Source organism: Paenarthrobacter sp. CAP02 (assembly GCF_040137855.1).
Lineage (GTDB): Bacteria > Actinomycetota > Actinomycetes > Actinomycetales > Micrococcaceae > Arthrobacter.
In genome coordinates, this window is the sequence record NZ_JBEEII010000007.1 from 146,143 (window position 1) to 166,330 (window position 20,188).

20 protein-coding genes are annotated in these 20,188 nt (G+C 63.8%); 12 read left to right on the forward strand and 8 right to left on the reverse strand.

The genetic code is table 11. The annotated features are described in order from the left end of the window. The first annotated feature begins 128 nt into the window (after positions 1-128). The 4 genes from ABHM97_RS13910 to ABHM97_RS13925 are packed head-to-tail and all read left to right on the forward strand — an operon-like array spanning position 129 to position 4,772. The gene (locus ABHM97_RS13910; RefSeq protein WP_349471167.1) at positions 129-848 is read left to right on the forward strand and encodes a Tat pathway signal protein; all 720 of its coding nucleotides are present in this window, start codon (positions 129-131) and stop codon (positions 846-848) included. A gap of 2 nt (positions 849-850) precedes the next feature. Further along, positions 851-2,056 (forward strand): glutathionylspermidine synthase family protein, encoded by a 1,206-nt coding sequence (locus ABHM97_RS13915; RefSeq protein ID WP_284986435.1) that lies wholly within the window; start codon positions 851-853, stop codon positions 2,054-2,056. After that, complete coding sequence (locus ABHM97_RS13920; RefSeq protein ID WP_349471168.1) at positions 2,053-3,579, forward strand: APC family permease; 1,527 nt, start codon at positions 2,053-2,055, stop codon at positions 3,577-3,579. The genes ABHM97_RS13915 and ABHM97_RS13920 overlap by 4 nt, the downstream gene beginning before the upstream one ends. Positions 3,580-3,596: 17 nt before the next feature. Beyond that, positions 3,597-4,772, forward strand: a complete 1,176-nt coding sequence (locus tag ABHM97_RS13925) for an acyl-CoA dehydrogenase family protein (RefSeq protein ID WP_349471169.1) — start codon at positions 3,597-3,599, stop codon at positions 4,770-4,772. Positions 4,773-4,847: 75 nt separating this feature from the next. On the opposite strand, the gene ABHM97_RS13930 is transcribed toward ABHM97_RS13925, so the two are convergent. Further along, complete coding sequence (locus ABHM97_RS13930) at positions 4,848-6,245, reverse strand: MFS transporter (RefSeq protein ID WP_349471170.1); 1,398 nt, start codon at positions 6,243-6,245, stop codon at positions 4,848-4,850. Then, positions 6,242-6,772: a winged helix-turn-helix transcriptional regulator gene (locus ABHM97_RS13935; RefSeq protein WP_349471171.1), complete on the reverse strand. Its 531-nt coding sequence runs from the start codon at positions 6,770-6,772 to the stop codon at positions 6,242-6,244. Before ABHM97_RS13935 ends, ABHM97_RS13930 begins: the two co-directional genes overlap by 4 nt. Positions 6,773-6,931: 159 nt before the next feature. Between ABHM97_RS13935 and ABHM97_RS13940 the strand changes: the two genes are divergently transcribed. Beyond that, positions 6,932-9,049, forward strand: a complete 2,118-nt coding sequence (locus tag ABHM97_RS13940) for a phosphocholine-specific phospholipase C (protein WP_349471172.1) — start codon at positions 6,932-6,934, stop codon at positions 9,047-9,049. A gap of 82 nt (positions 9,050-9,131) precedes the next feature. Here ABHM97_RS13940 and ABHM97_RS13945 read toward each other — a convergent pair whose 3' ends face one another. From ABHM97_RS13945 to ABHM97_RS13955, 3 genes are all read right to left on the reverse strand, one after another. Further along, positions 9,132-10,295 (reverse strand): cystathionine gamma-synthase, encoded by a 1,164-nt coding sequence (locus ABHM97_RS13945; protein WP_349471173.1) that lies wholly within the window; start codon positions 10,293-10,295, stop codon positions 9,132-9,134. Between the two features lie 59 nt (positions 10,296-10,354). Further along, positions 10,355-11,740, reverse strand: a complete 1,386-nt coding sequence (locus ABHM97_RS13950) for a cystathionine beta-synthase (protein ID WP_235517193.1) — start codon at positions 11,738-11,740, stop codon at positions 10,355-10,357. 64 nt (positions 11,741-11,804) lie between these two features. Beyond that, positions 11,805-12,197: a VOC family protein gene (locus ABHM97_RS13955; RefSeq protein ID WP_235517194.1), complete on the reverse strand. Its 393-nt coding sequence runs from the start codon at positions 12,195-12,197 to the stop codon at positions 11,805-11,807. 142 nt (positions 12,198-12,339) lie between these two features. Between ABHM97_RS13955 and ABHM97_RS13960 the strand changes: the two genes are divergently transcribed. Next, positions 12,340-13,311 carry a DNA-3-methyladenine glycosylase family protein gene (locus tag ABHM97_RS13960; protein ID WP_349471174.1) on the forward strand — a complete coding sequence of 324 codons (972 nt, stop codon included), beginning with the start codon at positions 12,340-12,342 and terminating at the stop codon, positions 13,309-13,311. Here the strand turns inward: ABHM97_RS13960 and ABHM97_RS13965 are convergent. Continuing rightward, complete coding sequence (locus ABHM97_RS13965) at positions 13,308-14,984, reverse strand: AMP-binding protein (protein ID WP_349471175.1); 1,677 nt, start codon at positions 14,982-14,984, stop codon at positions 13,308-13,310. The genes ABHM97_RS13960 and ABHM97_RS13965 overlap by 4 nt on opposite strands. An 83-nt stretch (positions 14,985-15,067) precedes the next feature. Here ABHM97_RS13965 and ABHM97_RS13970 point away from each other — a divergent pair, with 83 nt between their 5' ends. After that, positions 15,068-15,346 (forward strand): putative quinol monooxygenase, encoded by a 279-nt coding sequence (locus tag ABHM97_RS13970; RefSeq protein ID WP_211712056.1) that lies wholly within the window; start codon positions 15,068-15,070, stop codon positions 15,344-15,346. A 96-nt stretch (positions 15,347-15,442) separates the two neighbouring features. Here ABHM97_RS13970 and ABHM97_RS13975 read toward each other — a convergent pair whose 3' ends face one another. Beyond that, positions 15,443-15,820: a thioredoxin family protein gene (locus tag ABHM97_RS13975; RefSeq protein WP_211712055.1), complete on the reverse strand. Its 378-nt coding sequence runs from the start codon at positions 15,818-15,820 to the stop codon at positions 15,443-15,445. A 126-nt stretch (positions 15,821-15,946) separates the two neighbouring features. Here ABHM97_RS13975 and ABHM97_RS13980 point away from each other — a divergent pair, with 126 nt between their 5' ends. Genes ABHM97_RS13980 through ABHM97_RS13990 form a run of 3 tightly spaced genes read left to right on the forward strand, consistent with a single transcriptional unit; the run spans position 15,947 to position 18,438 of the window. Further along, a complete protein-coding gene (locus tag ABHM97_RS13980; RefSeq protein WP_349471176.1) occupies positions 15,947-16,654 on the forward strand; it encodes a TetR/AcrR family transcriptional regulator in 708 nt (235 codons plus the stop codon). After that, positions 16,620-17,645: an ABC transporter ATP-binding protein gene (locus ABHM97_RS13985; RefSeq protein WP_349471177.1), complete on the forward strand. Its 1,026-nt coding sequence runs from the start codon at positions 16,620-16,622 to the stop codon at positions 17,643-17,645. Before ABHM97_RS13980 ends, ABHM97_RS13985 begins: the two co-directional genes overlap by 35 nt. Then, positions 17,638-18,438, forward strand: a complete 801-nt coding sequence (locus ABHM97_RS13990; protein ID WP_349471178.1) for an ABC transporter permease subunit — start codon at positions 17,638-17,640, stop codon at positions 18,436-18,438. Before ABHM97_RS13985 ends, ABHM97_RS13990 begins: the two co-directional genes overlap by 8 nt. Here the strand turns inward: ABHM97_RS13990 and ABHM97_RS13995 are convergent. Next, positions 18,435-18,980, reverse strand: coding sequence for an acyl-CoA thioesterase (locus ABHM97_RS13995; protein ID WP_349471179.1), 546 nt, complete (start codon positions 18,978-18,980; stop codon positions 18,435-18,437). The two genes, ABHM97_RS13990 and ABHM97_RS13995, sit on opposite strands and share 4 nt — an antisense overlap. A 165-nt stretch (positions 18,981-19,145) precedes the next feature. On the opposite strand from ABHM97_RS13995, the gene ABHM97_RS14000 reads away from it, so the two are divergent. Continuing rightward, positions 19,146-19,367 (forward strand): hypothetical protein, encoded by a 222-nt coding sequence (locus ABHM97_RS14000; RefSeq protein ID WP_235517202.1) that lies wholly within the window; start codon positions 19,146-19,148, stop codon positions 19,365-19,367. A 36-nt stretch (positions 19,368-19,403) separates the two neighbouring features. Then, positions 19,404-20,162, forward strand: coding sequence for a potassium channel family protein (locus ABHM97_RS14005; protein WP_349471180.1), 759 nt, complete (start codon positions 19,404-19,406; stop codon positions 20,160-20,162). Positions 20,163-20,188 lie beyond the last annotated feature (26 nt).

Consider the following 20,188-nt stretch of genomic DNA (forward strand, 5'->3'; position numbering starts at 1 on the left):
TGGTGGGCAGTTGTCCCCATGTGGGACTGTCACCGGTGCCAGCGATGCGCTTAGGTACTAGGCTTGCTCTGAGCATTCTGGTCCGGCGTGGCGCCGGACACTTCCACGGTCTATCCAGGGGGATACGCATGGGCCCAAAAGACAACCCTGACGCTGCCGGCACCAACGGCAACGGCGGGGACAACAACCCCGATTTCGCAGCGGGCAACAATCCGCCCAAGCCCCCGCCCTGGCAGGTGCCCAAACCCGAACTCCACCCCGAACTGTTCGCGCCCGTTGAAGAACCGGCCCAGGAACAGCAGAACAAGACCCGAGCCACCAGCAAGGGCAAGAAGCGAACCGTACCTGCTGGGGCATCCCCGGACCAGGCAGGAACTCCTGAACCCGGCCAGCCCCTGCCCGTTATTGATCCTTTCGCCAAGGAACGCGAACGCGGCGCGGCGGAAGCAGCCAAGAAGAAGAAGCGCTCGCAGCGCCGCACCGTCGTGGTGGGCCTGGGCGTGACTGCCTTGTTGGCCGGAACCATTACCGCGATCGTGGCCAGCAACGAGCAGGAAGCCGACTACGCCCAGGTTTGCTTCAACGAGGAAACCGGCGAGCGCGTCGACGACAACCAGTGCGACAACAGCAGCTCGGCGGGCCGCAGCTCGGGCGTCTACGCCTGGTACTTCTACTCGCGGGGCGCCAGCGTCCCGGCTGTCGGGCAGAACAGGTCGGCCTACCCGAGTTACACCAAGAACGTGCCGTCCGGCGCCAAGTCGTCCACCGGGTACAGCACCAAGGGCGGCACAGTGAGCCGTGGTGGCTTTGGCAGCAGTTCCAAAAGCGGCGGAAGCTCGGGAGGCTAGGGATGCGTCGACTACCCTCCGTGCCGAGGCCGGACTGGAAGAAGAAGATCGAAGAACAGGGCCTGGTTTTTTCCACCACCACAATGCCCGATGGCCGCAAGATCGAATACTGGAACGAATCGGCGTACTACGAATTCACCATGGACGAGGTGGAAACGCTGGAAAAGACCGCCGAGGACATGCACATCATGTGCTTGGAAGCGGCGAAATACCTCGCTACCGGCGCCATGGGCGACATCGGGATCGGGCCACAGGCGCTGGAGCTTGCCAGTGACTCCCTGCTGGCTGCGGACATGGACATCTATGGCCGCTTCGACTTCATCTATGACGGCAAGGGCGGTCCAGCGAAGATGCTGGAGTACAACGCCGATACCCCCACAGGGTTGATCGAAGCTTCGGTGGCCCAGTGGTTCTGGCTTCAGGACGTCTTCCCGGAAAAGGACCAGTGGAACGGCATCCATGAGGCCCTGATCCGGCAGTGGAAGAAGCTGCAGTTCCGCACCGGCATGAGCACCCTGCACGTGGCCCACTCCGAGGCTGAGGAGTCAGGCGAAGACTGGATGACGGCCGCCTACATGCGGGACGTCGCGAGCCAAGGCGGGTGGACCACCATCGGCATCAACATGTCCGATATCGGCTGGGACCCGAACCTCAACCGCTTCGTGGACCTGGACAACTTCATGATCAGCACCATGTTCAAGCTGTACCCGTGGGAACTCATGATGAAGGAGCCTTTTGGGCAAAGGCTGCTGCAGCGTGCCCACAATCCACGCTGGGTTGAGCCTGCCTGGAAGATGCTGCTGTCCAACAAAGCCCTGCTCGCAGCACTCTGGCACCTCTACCCCAACCACGAGAACCTGCTGCCCGCGTACCTGGGAGACCCGGGTCCGCTCAAGGAATGGGTAGCCAAGCCGTTGCATGGACGTGAGGGCGACAACATTCGCATCCACGCCCCCGGCATCGACATACAGCAGCCTGGCGGTTACGGCAGGGAAGGCTGGTGCTTCCAGCAGTACCACTCCCTCCCCGACTTCGACGGCAACCACCCGGTCCTGGGCCTGTGGGTAGTGGATGGTGAATCCGTGGGCTGCGGCATCCGCGAATCGGACGGCCCCATTACGGACTACTTCTGCCGCTTCGTGCCCAACACCATCGATGCCCCGGCGCCTGTGGCGCCCCCTGCTACTTCCTACGGAGCTGCCCTATGAGCACTGAAATTACGACGCCGGGTGGCGGCACGGCGGGCGGCGACCGTTCCGCCGTCGTGCCTTCCAAAGGCCTCCGCGCCGGAATCCTGGACCTGGGCGACTCCGTCATGCTGGGCCTGGCCTCCACCGCGCCCGTGTATTCGCTGGCCGCGACGCTGGGGCTCATTGTGGCTGTCAACGGCAACTACACTCCACTGATCCTGGTCCTCGGCTTCATCCCGGTTCTGTTCATTGCCTATGCCTTCCGGGAACTCAACAGCGCCATGCCCGACTGCGGCACCACGTTCTTTTGGGCCCGCAAGGCCTTTGGTCCGTGGGCTGGATGGCTTGGCGGCTGGGGGGTTGCCCTGGCCGGGATCGTGGTGTTGGCCAACCTGGCCCAAATCGCCGGCAAGTATCTCTGGCTGCTGGTGGGCGACGGTTCCCTGGCGGACAACACCTGGTTGGTGACGGCCACGGGAGTGCTTTTCATTGTGTTCATGACGTACGTGAACCATCGCGGGATCCGGCTTGGCGAGCACGTCCAGCGCACCCTGACGTACATCCAGTACATTTCCTTGGGCATTTTCGCCGTGGCCATCGTCTTCAGGATCACCGGCGGCGCGCCTGAAGGGCAGCCTTTCGACATCGAATGGTTCAACCCCACGGGGGCCTTCGCGGACCCAGGCGCCGTGGTGCACGGGGCTCTCCTGGCGCTGTTCATTTATTGGGGCTGGGACACGTGCTTGGCGCTCAACGAAGAAACCGAGAACCCGGCGAAGACCCCGGGCCGCGGCGCCGTCATTTCAGCCACCGTCCTCCTGGCCATCTACGTTTCCGTGGCGCTGCTGGTCATGATGTACGCCACCATCGGCACGGACGGCATCGGGCTGGGCAATGAAGCCAACCAGGATGACGTCTTCCTGGCCATGAAGGACGTTGTGCTGGGCCCCTGGGGTTGGTTGATCGTTGTTGCCGTGCTGGCCTCCGTCCTGTCCTCCACCCAGACCACCATCCTTCCGACTGCCCGCGGAACCCTGTCCATGGGTGTTCACGGAGCCCTCCCTCCGCGTTTCGGCAAGATCCACGAGCGTTTCCAGACGCCGGGTTTCTCCACGCAGGTCATGGGCGTGGTGGCCGTTGTCTATTACGTAGCCATGAGCTTCCTCAGCCAGAACCTGCTCTCCGATTCCATCAGCGCCATCAGCCTTTTCATCGCGTTCTACTACGCCTTGACCGGGTTCTCCTGCGTCTGGTTCTTCCGTTCCACGCTGCGCGACTCAGCCCGCAACCTGTGGTTCCGTGGCATCCTGCCGTTGCTCGGCGCGCTGTCCCTGACCGCTGCGTTCTTCATCTCGGCCGTGCAGATGTGGGATCCGTCGTACGGCGACACCCGGATATTCGGCATCGGTGGCGCGTTCGTCAGCGGCGTCCTGCTCCTGGCCCTCGGCGTGGTGCTGGCCGTTGTGTGCAGGTTCGCGCCGTCCACCCGCGGGTATTTCACGGGCGAACGTGCCGAGGCTGGGATCGTCCGCGGCGAGTAGCCGCCTAGGATGCTGGAATGAGCGATTCAACGACGAACCCCTCCGACATCCTGGCGCTTGATTCCTTGTTGACGGCGGACGAGGTAGCCCTCCGTGACAGGGTGCGGGACTACACAGCGCAGCGGATCAGGCCGAACATCGCCCGCTGGTATGAGGACGCCGTCTTTCCCCGGGAAATTGCCCCTGAACTGGGTGAGCTTGGGGTGCTGGGAATGCACCTGGAGGGGTATGGATGCCCCGGCAGGACCGCGATCGAATATGGCTTGGCAGCGATGGAACTGGAAGCCGGCGATTCCGGGATCCGCACCTTTGTCTCGGTGCAGGGCTCCCTCGCCATGACGGCCATCCATAAGTGGGGTTCCGAGGAGCAGAAAGAGCGATGGCTTCCGCGGATGGCGGCGGGCGAGCTGATCGGCTGTTTCGCCCTGACGGAGCCGACGGCGGGTTCGGACCCGGCGTCCATGACCACGTTTGCCCGACGGACCAACGACGGTTGGGTCCTGGACGGAGCCAAGCGTTGGATTGGCCTCGCCTCGATCGCGGACGTCATGGTGGTGTGGGCCAATACCGAGGACGGCATCCGCGGTTTCCTGGTCCCGGCGGGAACCCCAGGAGTGACCGCTACGCCGATCGAACCAAAGTTGTCGATGCGCGCCTCGATCCAGTGCGATGTGACGTTCGACGCCGTGGGACTGGGAGCGGACGCGATCCTCCCGGGCGCTGCGGGGTTGCGGGGGCCGTTCACTTGCCTGAACGAGGCACGTTACGGAATCGCGTGGGGCGCGATGGGTGCAGCACGGGATTCCTACGAGGCAGCCCTGGACTACGCGGGCGAACGTTTGCAGTTCGGCCGCCCCTTGGCCGGATATCAACTGACGCAGGAAAAGCTGGTGAACATGCTGGTGGAGATCCAGAAGGGCACCCTCCTGGCCCTCCACCTGGGCCGTTTGAAGGACGCCGGTCACCTGGAGCCGCAGCAAATTTCGCTCGGAAAGCTGAACAACGTCCGTGAGGCCATCAAGATCGCCCGGGAGGCACGGACCATCCTGGGCGGGAACGGCGTCACGCTGGACTACTCCCCTTTGCGCCACGCCAACAACCTGGAGTCCGTTCGGACCTACGAGGGCACTGACGAGGTCCACACCCTCATCCTGGGGCAGCACATCACGGGGATCGGGGCATTCCGCGGCTAACGGCCCCGAGTTGCGAGGCCCGCTCTGCGCTTTCCCCGGCCGAAATACCGTGCAGAGCGGGCCCAACAAACGCCATCAAGCCACCGCGGCTGGCACTTTCTTGGCGGCGTCCTTTCGGATGGTGGCGCTGATGACGGCCGCCACGGTGCACATGGCGGCTGCGCCGAGCCAGGCGTAGTTGTAGTGTCCGGTGGCGTCGCGAATGAACCCGGCTGCCAGTGCTGCGGCAGCGGCACCGAGCTGATGGGCTGCGAATACCCATCCGAACACCACGGAGCCGTCAGCGCCGAACACTGACCGGCAAATCGCTGCTGTGGGAGGCACGGTGGCAACCCAGTCGAGCCCGTAGACCACCACGAAGATGATCATGCTCGGTTCCACCGATGAGCCCAGCAGCAACGGCAGCACCAGCAGGCCGATCCCACGGAATTGGTAGTACACGGCCAGCAGGACCTTGGGGTTGAACCGGTCGGTGAGCCAGCCGGAGGCGATAGTCCCCACGATGTCGAAAATTCCGACGACGGCCAACAGGCCCGCCGCTGTGGTTTCCGGCATGCCGTGATCGTGGGCGGATGGAATGAAGTGTGTGCCGATAAGCCCGTTGGTGGTGGCTCCACAGATAGCGAACCCGGCCGCCAGCGCCCAGAAGGTACGGACTTTACTGGCACGCTTGAGGACCTGCAGGGCACGGACGGCAGCGTTGGCGGAGTCGGACGTTGCCGGCGACGCAACCACAGCGCCGGCTGCGCCTGACAGCGGCGGCGTGGTACCGGCGTCGGCGGCTACGGCGTCGGCGGCTTCCGCATTGGGTTCTTCTGCGCCATAAGGCAACACCCCGACGTCGGCCGGTGAGTTCCGCAACCAGCGCAGCACCAGCGGAACCACGGCGAGGGCACCCGCGGCAATGAGCAGGGAAGCACCCCTCCACCCGGGGTTCTGGGCGAGCGCTGCGATGAATGGCAGGAAGACCAGCTGTCCGGCTGCGCTTCCCGCGGTGAGGATCCCGATGACCAGGCCACGGTTCTTTGCAAACCAGGTGTTGGCAATTGTCGCGGCGAAGACCAATGCCATGGATCCCGTGCCGAGCCCGATCAGGACGCCCCACGTGAGCAGGATCTGCCAGGACTGGTTAACGAAGACCGTCAGTGCCGAGCCCAGACCGATCAGGCACAAGGCCAGCGAGGTGACTTTGCGGATGCCGAACCGTTCCATCAGCGCGGCGGCGAAGGGCGCGGTCAACCCGAACAGGACCAGGTTGATGCTGACGGCCAAGGACAGCACCGTGGTTGACCACCCGAACTCCTGCTGGAGGGGGACCATGAGCACGCCTGGTGCCGCCCGGAACCCGGCCGCGCCAACCAGCGCCAGAAAGGCTACCGCGGCAACGATCCAGGCCGGATGCAGGCGTCGTCGTTTGCCCGAGGGAGCGCCTTTTGTTCCGGCGGGGGTTCCTGTGAGGTCGGGAGCGGTCATGCGGGAACCTCCGATGTGAGGACGGAAGCGTGGTTTTCGCGGGGTGCCACGGCGAGGGGAAGGGGATGGTCGCTCCGCTTGAAACTGTGCCAGCTGGTGTTGGCGGCAGTCAGTGCGACGCCGCAATGCGCGCAGGTGTCAGCCGACGATGTCGCTTGCCCACAGTCTGTATGGATGACTCGCATGTGGGAGACCTCGTTGGGGGCGTTCAGGTGCTTTTCGGCCCAGATGATGATGGCGTTCAGGACAGGGAGCGCGTCCTCGCCCTTGGGAGTGAGGACGTATTCCTGGCGGGTACGTGCTCCGTCCTGGTACGGGCGTTGGACGAGCAAGCCGGATTCAACCAACCAGGCCAGGCGTTTGCTCAGGACATTGTCTGCCACCTCGAGCCGCCGTTTGATGGCGTCGAAGCGGCCGTTTCCAAAGAAGATTTCGCGGAGGACCAGGCTTCCCCATGGGTCGCCGAGGACATCCAGGCCGCGGGCGAGGCTGCACGTGCGGGCGGACCAGTCAGATCGGAGGGGCATGTGCACCAAAGTAGCTGACTTCTCTAAAGAAAGCCAGAGTCCCGGCACGCCCCGGTGGTTTGCCGCGGTTTCATCATCGGTTCATCTGGAGTGCCTAAGCTGGCGTGGTCAACCCTGACCATGAAAGGCCCCTTGATGTCCTCGCACTCCCCTGACTTGGTGAAACGTTCAACCGATGGCTCGGCCGGACTGTCCCGCCGCGGCTTCCTCGGCACCGCTGCCGCAGCCACGGCACTGGCCGCGACCGGATCCCTGCTGCCTCCGTCCGTCCAGGCGGCGATGGCCAAACCCGTTCCGCCAGGAAACCTCCAGTCCATCAAGCATGTGATCGTGCTGATGCAGGAAAACCGTTCCTTCGACCACTACTTTGGTGCCCTTCGCGGCGTCCGCGGCTACGCCGACAAGTCCGTCACCCGCCTGCCCAACGGCAAGTCCGTGTTCGAACAGCCCCGCGCCACCGGGGAGACGGTGTTGCCCTTCTCCCTCCGCAAGGCCGCCGAACTCGCCGGCCGGCCAGGCTCGGACATCCAATACCTTGGCGACCTCGACCACTCCTTCGCCGGCACCACCACGGCTTGGAACAACGGCTGGTGTGACAAATGGATTCCCGCCAAAAGCGCCTCCACCATGACGTTCTACGAGCGCCAGGACATCCCGCTGCAGTACGAACTCGCTGACACCTTCACCATCTGCGACGCCTACCACTGCTCCGTCAACGGTTCCACCAACCCGAACCGCACCTACCTTTGGAGCGGCACTACGGGCAACGAACCCGGGAGCAGCAAGAGGGCCGTCACCAACGCAGCCTACGGCTACGACCACGGCGGATACGACTGGACCACCTACCCTGAGCGGCTGGAGCAGGCCGGTATCCCGTGGCGGATCTACCAGGACTGGGACAACTTCACGGACAACGCCGTGGAGTACTTCCAGACATTCAAGGCAATTGGCAGGAAGATGCTGGCCTCCGTAGACGGCAAACTGCGCACCACCGAAGAGTTCTACGACAGCCTCGCCGGCAAGGACCCTGCAGAGCAGGATCGTCTTCTCGCCCAATTGGAAGCGGGCCGGAGCACACTGACCGATGCCGAAAGGTCGCTGTTCGACAAAGCCATGTGGAGGGGGCGGCCCAACACCCTCCTTGAACGCCTCAGCAACGACATCGCCAACGGCACCTTGCCACAGGTCAGCTGGCTCGTCCCGTCGGCGGCGGATTCCGAACACCCCGGAGCTTCCACGCCCGTGGGCAGTGCCAACTTCGTGTACCGCCTGCTGGATACCATTGCCAGCGATCCCGCGACATGGGACAGCACGGCCATTTTCCTGAACTTCGATGAGAACGACGGCTACTTCGACCACGTTCCGCCGCCCGTCCAGCCGCGCCCGGCCTCCGGCGAATCCACGGACTGGACCACGGCACGGCCTATCGGCCTGGGCCCGCGCGTCCCCATGACCGTGGTCTCCCCCTGGACGATTGGCGGCGTGGTCAGCTCCGAGGTCTTCGACCACACGTCCGTCCTGAGATTCCTGGAGCTATGGACCGGCGTCGAGGAACCCAACATCTCGCCATGGCGGCGCGAGGTCTGCGGTGACCTCACCGGTGTCTTCAACTTCGATTCCCCGGGCACGCCCCCAACCCTCGACCACCCCGCCCCGGTGCCCGCCAAGATCAGCCGCTGGCACCCGAATCCCCCTGCCGTCCAGGTTGCCCCGATCCAGGAAACGGGCACCCGGCCTGCCCGGCCGCTGCCGTATCGGCCGCGGGTTTCCGCCACGGTCCAGCGGGGGAAGATCAACCTGGCCCTTGCAAACAGCGGGACGCGCTCCACCCATTTCACCGTCTACGGTTACGCGGGCGAAGTCTCCGAACCCCTGCACGCGGATGTCACGGGCAGCCGGACCGTTGAACTCCCGCTGGCCACGGGAACGTTCGACGTCGTTGTCACCGGACCCAACCGGTACCAGTACGAGCTGAAAGGCACGACGGCGGGTGCGGCCTCCGGCGTCGACGTCGCCGTCACGGGGCGCCGCGGTAAGAAAGCCGTGGAAATCGAAGTGCGCAACGCGGGCAATGCGACCGTGACGGTTTCACTGGAGTCGTTGCAATACGTTGCCGGCAAGGAAACGGTGAAGCTCAAGCCGGGCCAGAGCAGGAAGATCGGCTGGGACACTGCAAACGGCTGGTACGACGTCCAGGTCACCTCCGCGGAGGACAGATCCTTCAGGCGTCGGCTGACCGGCCGTGAGGAAGACGGGCAACAGGGCATCTCGGGCTAGCGAGTCCCCCGTTCCCGCCTCTGTCCGTCACGCCCACCGTAGAAGGGTGGGTGTGGCGGGCAAGAGCGGGTTCACGCGATGGTTAGCCGATCTTGGCGAAAGCCTGCTCGAGGTCCGCAATCAGGTCCGCTGCGTCCTCGATGCCACAGGACAGGCGCAGGAGGTTCACGGGAACGGCAAGTTCTGTGCCCTTGACCGATGCGTGGGTCATTTCCGAGGGGTAGTTCATGAGCGACTCGATGCCGCCCAATGATTCCGCGAGCGTGAACACAGTGGTGTTCTCGGCAACGGTCCGGGCCGCTGCTTCGCCGCCCTTGAACTGGACGGAGACCATGCCACCGAACTTCTTCATCTGCTTCGCCGCGAGATCGTGGCCGGGGTGGTCCGGGAGGCCCGGGTAAAGCACCGCTTCAACCTCGGGACGCTGCAGCAGCCATTCAGCAACGGCCTGGCCGTTCTCGCTGTGGCGATCCATGCGGACGCCCAGTGTCTTCAAGCCACGGGTCGTCAGGAACGCGTCCATGGGACCGGAGACGGCACCCACTGCGAACTGGATAAAGCCGATCTTCTCCGCCAGCTCAGCGTCCTTGACCACAAGGGCACCACCTACGACGTCGGAGTGCCCACCGATGTACTTGGTGGTCGAGTGGACCACGACGTCCGCGCCCAAGGCGAGCGGGGTCTGCAAGTAGGGAGACGCGAAGGTGTTGTCGACCACCAGGAGGGCCCCGGCGTCGTGCGCTACGGCGGCGAGCGCCTCAATGTCGGTGATCTTCATCATCGGGTTGGACGGCGTTTCGACCCAGACAATACGTGTCTTGTTGGCCCTGACTGCCGCAGCTACGGCATTGAGGTCGGACATGTCCACGGGGGTGTTGCCGATGCCCCAGTCCCCCAATACACGGTTGATGAGCCGGTAAGTGCCACCGTACGCATCGTTGCCGAGGACGATGTGGTCACCGGGGCGGGCCAGTGCGCGGATCAGTGAGTCTTCGGCGGCGAGGCCGGAGCCGAAGGAAAACGCGGCCGATCCGCCTTCCAGGGCGGCCAGCTGTTCCTGCAGTGCGTCACGTGTTGGGTTGCCACCGCGGCCATACTCGTAGCCGGACCGCAGGTTGCCGATGCCGTCCTGCGCGTAGGTGGTGCTGAAATGCAGCGGCGGAACGACTGCCCCGGTCCGGGGCTCGAAAGCTTGTCCCGCGTGAACGGCTCGCGTGTTGAATCCGGCGTTGTTGTTGGCAGTCATGGAAGCACCTCTTTGTTTCTTGAAGGTTTGTTCGTTCAGCGGGTGGATGGGGCGCACGCTTAGTTGCTCAGGTACGCCAAAAGGTCGTGACGGGTCAGGATGCCCACCGGGGCCCCCGCGAAGGTCACCATGACCGTATCGACGTCGGACAGCAGCTCACGGGCGGCGGAAATGGTTTCCAGCGAGCCGATGACCGGGAGGCGTTCACCCATGTGTTCGGAGATCTTGTCTGCCAGCTTGGCTTCGCCACGGAACAGCTTGCTGGTGAGGCTGCGTTCGTCCACGGCACCCAGGACCTCGCCCATGACCACAGGCGGTTCCTGCGAGAGGACCGGGATGTGGGAGACACCAAACTCGTTCATGATATTGATGACGTCGCGGACGGTTTCGTTCGGGTGGATATGCACCAGGTCCGGCATTTCGCCGGTCTTGGACTTCAGAACTTCACCCACCGATGCTTCCTCGCCACCGGAAAGGAAGCCGTAGGAGCGCATCCATTGGTCGTTGAAGATCTTGGCAAGGTATCCACGGCCGGAGTCCGGAAGAATCACCACGACGACGGCGGACTCATCCAAATCCTTGGCCGCCTCGAGGGCCGCGACCACGGCCATGCCGGACGAGCCTCCCACCAGGAGTCCCTCCTCGCGGGCAAGGCGTCGCGTCATGGAGAACGAGTCGGCATCCGAGACGGCGATGACCCGGTCAGGGACGGCGGGATCGTAGTTGGCCGGCCACATGTCCTCGCCCACACCCTCAACGAAGTAGGGCCTGCCGGTGCCGCCGGAGTAGACCGAACCTTCCGGGTCCGCCCCGATGACCTTGACCGGGCCGCCGTCGGACTCTGCCCGGTCGGCTGAAACCTGCTTGAGGTACCGCCCGGTGCCGGTGATGGTGCCGCCGGTACCTGCGCCGATCACCACGTGCGTGACCTTGCCGTCGGTGTCGTTCCAGATCTCCGGGCCGGTTGATTCGAAGTGGCTGCCTGGAGCGGCAGGATTGGAGAACTGGTCAGGCTTGAAGGCGCCCGGGATCTCCTTGACCAGGCGGTCGGACACGCCGTAGTAGCTTTGCGGGCTTTCGGGAGCAACGGAAGTGGGCGTTACCACCACGTCAGCGCCATACGCCTTCAGGACCGCACGCTTGTCCTCTCCCACCTTGTCCGGCACCACGAAGATGCACTTGTAGCCCTTTTGCTGGGCCACGAGCGCCAAGCCCACGCCTGTGTTGCCCGACGTCGGCTCAACGATGGTTCCGCCCGGCTTGAGCCGGCCATCCTTCTCGGCATCTTCGATCATCTTCACGGCGATCCGGTCCTTGATGGACCCGCCGGGATTGATGTATTCGAGCTTGACCAGGACGGTGGCTTTGATGCCGTCGGTGACGTGGTTGAGCTTGATGAGCGGCGTATTGCCGATGAGGTCCAACACGGACTGGGCGTACTTCATAGATACAAAGCTACCGCTTGCCTGCGCCCAGCCCTGCCTCAGCCATGTGGGCCGCCACCCCCGACTAGCTACCCGCCCCCGGATCAGTTTGCCAGAGGCCCATGATGTTTCCTTCGGTGTCCTTGAAGTAGGCGTACCAGCCCATGGTTGGTACCGCGTCTTTCCCTTGAACCACACTGCCTCCGGCCGACTCCACCTGCGCAAGGGCCGCGCCGATGTCATCGACGTCGATGGTCAGTATGGGAGTCCTCAGCGCCTCCGTCCGGGGAAACAGGGCACCGTTGATGGCACCTGGCTCCTTGGGGGCACCGGTCTTCTCGTCGGATGGGGTGGTCATGGCGATGGTGTAGTCCATCCCCTGCATGGGGCTGAGGTTCCAGCCGAAAGCACTCTGGTAAAAGGTGTTTGCCCGTTCTTTGTCATCCGTGGGGATCTCGAAATGCACTATTGCGGCCATGGTTGGCGCTCCTTGTTCCTGGAAGTCTTTCCTGGGATGCGGCGCGGCCCACCCGTGCCACATCAGGGAGTCTAGACCCGGGCGGCCGCTGCCGTAAGGGGCTATTAATGGGATTGTCAGCCGGGCGTGGGACCATGAAAACATGACCATCGCAGAAGCCCCGCCACGCATTGCGGCCGCGGCAGATGCAGCCATCAGGTGGCATCCCGGCAGTTCCTTCCGTTTGGATCAGACCATGTTCCCCCTCATGCGGGGCAACGCCGATCCATCTTTCGCTTCGCACTCCTCCGGTTATTGGATGGCGTTCACCGCTGCTTCGGGACCGGTTACGCTGCGTCTCTCGGGAGGCGGCCTCGGGGCTGGCTGCTTCGTGGATGCCCAGGCGTGGGGCCCCGGCGCCGCGGATGCCGTGGCCGGGGTGCCCAGGTTGCTCGGCGCCGCCGACGACTGGTCCGGTTTCGATGAACCCGCCTTCCATGCCACGCTCCCCCGTCTGGTCACAGAATCACGACGACGGAACCTGGCTGTGCGGCTACCCTCCACCGGGCGGATGGTTGACTCATTGGTGCCCACCATCCTGGAGCAGAAAGTCACCACCTTGGAGGCACGGCGCGGGTACCGGGACCTGATGTACAGGTATGGAACGCCGGCCCCTGGCATGGCCCCCGCGGGGCTCCTCGTTCCCCCAACCGCCCGGCAGTGGTTGGCCATCCCATCATGGGAGTGGCACAAAGCCGGAGTCGGGCCACAGCGCTCGGCAACAGTCATGCGGGCGCTGCAGTCCGCCGTCGCGCTTGAACGTCTCGCGCAACTGGACTCAGCGGAAGCCGGAGCCAAGCTGCAGACCATCCCGGGCATCGGGATCTGGACCGCCGCCGAGGTGGTCCAAAGGACCCACGGCTGCCCCGACTCGATTTCCGTGGGCGACTACCATTTGGCTTCCTACGTCGGGTACGCGCTGACCGGACAGAAGACCGACGACGCCGGCATGATCGAGCTGATGAAGCCCTGGCAAGGGCAGCGGCAACGGGTGGTCCGGATGCTGTACTTGAGTGGCTTCCGGAAGCCCACGTTCGGGCCCCGGATGACAGTGCAGGACCACCGCTCCCATTAGAGGTGGAGGCGGGAGACCGCCTCTTGGCGCATGTCCACTTTCCGTACCTTGCCGGACACCGTCATGGGGAAGCTCTCGCGGACATCCACGTAGCGCGGGATCTTGTAGTGGGCCAGTTTGCCCCGGCAGTACTCGGCCAGGTCCGCGGCAGTCAGCGGACCGGCTCCGGGTTTGAGGATGATGCAGGCCATGAGCTCCTCGCCGTACTTTTCGTCGGGGACGCCGATTACCTGCACGTCCTGGATGGACGGGTGCAAGTACAGGAACTCCTCGATTTCACGCGGGTAGATGTTTTCACCACCGCGGATCACCATGTCCTTGATCCTGCCCTCGATCACGAGGTAGCCGTCCTGGTCCATGCGGGCCAGGTCGCCGGTGTGCATCCAGCCCTCGTCGTCGATGGCCTCGGCGGTCTTGTCCGGCTGGTCCCAGTACCCCTGCATCACGGCGTAGCCCCTGGTGCAGAGCTCACCAATCACTCCCCGCTCCACCACCTCACCGGTTCCAGGATCAACGATCCGGCTCTCGAGGTGCGGCATGGTCCGTCCCACGGTGCTGGTCCGCTGCTCCAACGTATCTCCGGCGCGCGTCATGGTGGACACGGGCGAGGTCTCGGTCATGCCATAGCAAATGGCCACATCCACCATGTGCATCTCATCGATGACCCGCCGCATGACCTCGATGGGACACAGGGATCCTGCCATGACACCTGTCCTCAGAGTCGACAGATCATAGGAGTCGAAATCCTCCAGGGCCAGCTCCGCGATGAACATGGTTGGAACGCCGTACAGCGAGGTCCCGCCGAAGTCCTGCACCGCTTCCAGGGCCGCCGACGGGCTGAACCCACGGCTGGGAATAATGGTGGCAGCCCCGAAGCTCAGCGCATTCAGGTTGCCGATCACCATGCCGAAGCAGTGATAGAAGGGCACCGGAATCACCACACGGTCATGCTCTGTATAGTTCAGGAGCCTGCCGATCGAGTGTCCGTTGTTGAGGATGTTGTGGTGGGTCAGGGTGGCGCCCTTCGGGAAGCCCGTGGTGCCCGAGGTGTACTGCAGGTTGATGGCGTCGTGTGGGTCCAGTCCGGCCATGCGGTCGCGTAGCGCTGAGGGCCCGACGCCGTCAGCTCGGGTCAGCAGCTCGGCGTAGGACAGTTCGTGGCCGGCTTCGGGGACGCCGGCCGTGAGCCCGTTCGCCGGGTTGCCCGGGAGGAACACCACCTCGCGAAGCTCTGGACAGGAGGCAGCCGCGGCACGCGCCATGCCCACGTAGTCGCTGTTCCTGTCAGAGGGCGCAGCAACCAGTATCCGCATGCCGTTCTGCTTCACCACGAACTCCAGCTCATGGCTGCGGTATGCAGGATTGACGTTGACCAGCACCGCGCCGATCTTCGCTGTGGCGTACTGCAGGATGGTCCACTCAGCGCAGTTGGGGCTCCAGATACCCACCCTTTCGCCCTTCGCCACGCCCGTGGCCAGCAGCGCGCGGGCCAGGCGGTCGACGTCGTCGTTCAGCTTTTGGTAGCTCCAGCGGCGGGCGTCCCCTCCCGGTGTGGGCGCCGCCTCGATCAGGGCATCCCGGAGGGGAAACCGGGCGGCGATGCGCTCAAAATTGGCACCAATGGTCTCTTCGAGCAGCGGGACGTCAGTGTCTCCGGCGGTGTAGGACAACATGACGGAACGCTACCAAGACAGTGCCCGCAACAGAACCGTCATGACCTCCAGCGCCGCCGTGTCCTGCCGGTAGGGTTGGAACCATGAGTGCACCCATTGACCTGCAGGCCACATTTATCCCCAACGAGGGCGAGTTCTTCCGCGTGAAGCTCGCTTTGGAAATCGCGATCGATGAGGTCGTCAACGAACCCGGCTGCATCCGTTACGAACTGACGGAAGCCACCGAAGAAAAGCTCGTCCTCACGGAGCGCTGGGAATCCGAGGAACTCCTCGAGAAGCACTCCAAGGGCATCGCGGTGCAGGACCTCAACGAGTCGCTGAGCGCCCTGCTTGCCGAGCCCGTCAAGCTCGACAGGCTCTAAGGATTCGCCGGAGGCTGCGAGAACGCCTTAAAGCACCGAGGTCGCCGGAATTTTCCGGCGACCTCGGTGCGTTTCCGGCGAATTCACCGGAGGGGCTTAGCTTTCCTGGGCCTCGGCACGGGCCTTGGCAACGTGGGCGTGGACTTCTTCCATGTCCAGGCCCTTGACGGCCTCAATGACCTGTTCCAGCTGGGGTCCGTTGAGGGCGCCGGGCTGGGAGAAGACCAGAACCTTCTCGCGGAAGGCCATCAACGTGGGGATGGAAGTGATCCCGGCTTCGGCGGCGAGCTGCTGCTCGGCTTCGGTGTCCACCTTCGCGAAGACGACGTCAGAGTGCTTCTCCGAGGCTGCCCCGTACGTGGGAGCAAACTGACGGCACGGGCTGCACCAGGCAGCCCAGAAATCCACCAGGACAATATCGTTGTCCTCGATGGTCGATGCGAACTGTTCTCCAGTGATGTCAACTGTAGCCATGCTTCCACGGTACGCGACCCTGCCTGCTATGTCCCGCGGTGTTCGCTTCCCGCGTCACAGGGAATAAAACCAGCCCCCTCCGTACACCTCTTGCCAGCGACTGAACAGGTGTTTAGTGTTTGAAACATGCGTTCAGTCGCAGAGGATCTGACCACCCGCGCACGCATCCGGGACGCCGCCATCGGGCTCTTCGGACGTGAAGGTTTCGCCCGTGCCACGGTCCGCTCAGTGGCCACCAAGGCGGGAGTAAGCCCGGGCCTGGTGATCCACCACTTCGGCAGCAAGGCCGGGCTCCGTGAGGCCTGCGACCAGCACGTTCTGTCCCAAACCGCCACCCAAGGCCGGGAGAAGACGGACCCGGGAACAACCCGGATGCTTATCCAGGATTACCTCAACCACCCCGACGAATACGCCGATGAGATCGCCTACATCCGGCGCGCATTGAGCGATGAATCAGATGCCGGCAACGCGTTTTTTGACGGCGTGGTCAACCAGACAGAGGACATCATCAACGCCGGCATCCAGGCCGGAACCATCCGGGCCTTTGCGGATATCCGGGCCACCGCCGTCGTCATCGCTTCCAACAGCCTGTCCATGCTCATGCTGGGCAGGCACCTGTCCCGGGTGCTGGGCGCTCCGGTGTCCGGGCCACACGGCATCGGCCCGGAGTTGCTGAGGGAGCTGACGTTGCCCGCCCTGGATGTCTACACGAACGGTTTCTACACAGACTCGCGGTTCCTTGATGCGGCCCGCGAAGCCCTCCAACAACAAGAAAGCACCACCGAAGGGAGCATGCCCCGTGACCCAGGCAATCGTCGTCGAGGGGTTGCGTAAGAAGTTCGGCCGTCGCGAGGTCCTGCACGGACTGGACTTCGCCGTCGAGGCCGGAACGGTGTTCGGAGTCATCGGACCGAACGGCGCAGGGAAAACCACCACCATGCGCTGCCTGCTGGACATCATCAGGCCCAGCGCGGGAACCATATCGGTGCTGGGCCAGGATCCGCGGCACGCGGGGACAGGTCTTCGACGCCGGATCGGGTACCTGCCAGGTGAGCTGCAACTTGAAAACCGGACCACCGGACGCCGCATGCTGGATCACTTCGCGGCAATCAGCGGGCCAGTGGAACAGCGCTACATCAACGAGTTGGCGGAACGGCTGAACCTGGATCTGGACCGGCAGACCCGCAAGCTCTCCAAGGGCAACAAACAAAAGCTCGGTCTTCTGCAGGCGTTCATGCACCGACCCGAGCTGCTGGTGCTGGACGAACCCACCAGCGGCCTGGATCCCCTGGTCCAGCAACAGTTCCACGCGATGGTCCGTGAGGCGGTCGGTGCCGGCGCCACGGTGTTCCTCAGTTCTCACGTCCTCAGCGAAGTCCAGCAGGCAGCAGACGCGGTAGCCATCCTTCGCGACGGCGACATTGTCACCGTTTCCACGGTGGAAGCCCTCCGCACCGCCGCCGTGCGGCAGCTGAAGTTCAACGCAATAGGCACACGGACGGACGACGTCGGCGCGTTGCTGGCCAGGGTGCCGGGAGTCGCCAACGTGGTAGTACGGGAGCTCCCCGCCGACGGCCATGCGGCCAGGACAGTGGAGGCCACCGCCTCGCTCTCCGGACCCGTCCAGGCCCTTGTCCAGGAGTTAGCGCGTTTGAACCTCACGGACCTTGTGCTCGAAGAACCCGATCTTGAAGAAGCGGTGCTGACGCTTTACGCAGGAAGTGACGTTGCGGAATCGGATAACACCGGTATATCTGACGGCGCCGCAGCCAACCGCAGCCCTGGAGCCGGCCGCAACCTTAAGGAAGGGGCACACCATGCCTAGGATCCTCCCACTCTTCACAAAAGCCCTGACGGACTCCTGGCGCTCCACCCTCGCGTGGGCTTTGGGCCTCACCGGAGCGTGCATGCTGTACCTGCCGATCTATCCCTCCATCGGGGGCAGCTCGCAGATGCAGGAGCTGATCAATGCGTTGCCACCACAGATGACCAAAGCCTTGAACTACGACCAGATCGCGACCGGTCCCGGCTATACGCAGGCCACCCTGTTCGGGTTGATTGGCTTCCTGCTGATGTCCATGGCTTCCGTTGGCTGGGGCGCGGCCGCTGTTGGCGGCGACGAGGAATCAGGGTTGCTGGAACTGACACTGGCGCACAGCGTTACCCGTGTTCAGGTGGTGCTGGAGCGGGCACTGGCGATCGTTGTCCGGGTTGCAGCCCTCTCCATCCTCGTCTTCGTGTTGGTGCTGGGACTGAACGGTCCGGCGCAACTGAATATCGACGTCGGGCATCTCGCCGGCGCTGTCCTGCTGTTCGCCGCGCTGGCCTTGCTGAGCGCGACGGCCGCGCTCTTCGTGGGCGCCCTGACGGGCCGGAAGGTGTTCGGCGTCGCGGCTGGTGCCGCCGTGGCGGTCCTGGGCTACGTCTTCAACGCCGTGGGCAGGCAAAGCCCCAAGGTTGAGTGGTTGCTGAACCTTTCGCCCTACCACTGGGCATACGGCAACTCCCCGGTGGTCAATGGGGCCGATTGGGGAGTTGCCGCGGGATTGCTCGGGATCTCGGCAGCACTGATCGTGCTGGCGGCCGTGGCACTGCAGCGGAGGGATGTGGGAGTCTAGCTCCACGCATGCGGGGCTGGGCGGCGTGCTCCCGGGAGGGCATTGTTCTCCCGCCATTCATGGATCCATTCCGGCAGTTCAAGGCCTGCGGGAGGTGCACCGAATTCTGCGATGATTTCTTCCTGCGTGACCGGCTTGCCCTTGTGGACCAAGCGGGTAGCGATGTGCGCGCGGGCGTAGATCTCGCCGTCCACCACCATCCGCTGCTCAAAGTAGATGGCTTTGGTGTCCAAGCCAATGATGCGTGTTTCGATGCTGTATTGCTGCCACAGCTGCAGGGATTTGCGGAAGGCAATGGTCTCCCCGGCTGCAACCGGGGTCCATCCGCGTTTGCGCATCTTGCTCCAGATACCGCTGCGGACCATGAGGTCGAACCGGCCCAGGTCCATGAGCGAGAAATACATGCCGTTGTTGACGTGCATAGCGATGTCAATGTCCGTCGGCAGCACCCGCAAAGGCAGGGACGACTCCTCCCACACGCCCAGCCGGGGGCGTCGTGACGAGGTGAAAAGCAGCATGAGAGTGCGAATTAACAGGTGCATACCGCAATGTTACCCGCGGGTAACTTCCGAGGGAATAGACGAGTCCGGATTGGACGCATGCCGCACTCTATGTCCAACGATTGCACTAACGTTTACCGCCGGTTCATCAAACCCGTGCACAATATCTGGAACTGTATCGATGGAAGAACATACAAGGGGACCCCTTTGAGCACGCTGCAAACCACCACGCCTCACGGTGAAGTCTGGCCGGAACTCTCCCGCCACCAGGTTGTTGTCCTTCAGGATGCCCGCGGCAACCGCATCGAAGGAACCATTGACGGTATGACCAATGACCGCAGCACCCTGTGGATCCAACTCAAAGGCGGCCTGGGCCGGCAACTGATTCACTACCTGGATGGTTACTGGCTCGAAGCACCTGCCGCCTAACGCAGGCGTGGCTTCCGCGGTGGCTAGTATTCCCCTATGACTCAATCGCGATACCGCGACCTGGTGGAATGGCCGCTCATGGCCACGGCACTTATCTTCCTCACTGCCTACGCCTGGCAGGTCATCGGGCGCGTCGACGGTGCAGCGGGTACGCCCTTCGAAGTCATCATGTGGATCACATGGGGCATCTTCGCGCTGGATTACTTCGTAAACCTCTGGCTTGCCGAGAACAGAACACGCTGGTTCCTGTGGAACCTGCATGAACTCCTGATCGTCGTGCTTCCCTTCTTCCGCCCCCTGCGTCTGTTGCGACTGGTGACACTCCTCTCGGTCCTCCAACGCACGGTAGGAGAAACGCTGCGAGGGCGCGTGGCCACCTATGTGGCGGGGGCCGCCGCGATGCTCATCCTTATTGGCGCTCTCGCGGTCCTCGACGTCGAGCAAAACGCCCCCGACGCCAAAATCCTGACCTTCGGCGACGCCGCCTGGTGGGCTGTCACCACCATCACGACAGTGGGCTACGGCGACCTCTACCCGGTTACCCCCATTGGCAGGGTGGTGGCCGCTGCCCTCATGATGAGCGGCATCGCCGTCTTGGGTATCGTCACCGCGTCCATCGCATCCTGGCTCGTGCAAAAGATCGAGGAGAACGCGGAGGGCATGGCGGCGGCCGCCGAAGTGAAGGCCGCAGCGGCCGAGGAGCCTGTCCGCGCGGAGATGGCCGACCTGGTTGCTGAAATCGCCGCACTGAGGCTGGAGATCGCCGAGCTCCGGCGGATCACCGAACGCCCCTAGTTGTAGGTTCCGCGGGCTCGCGCGCC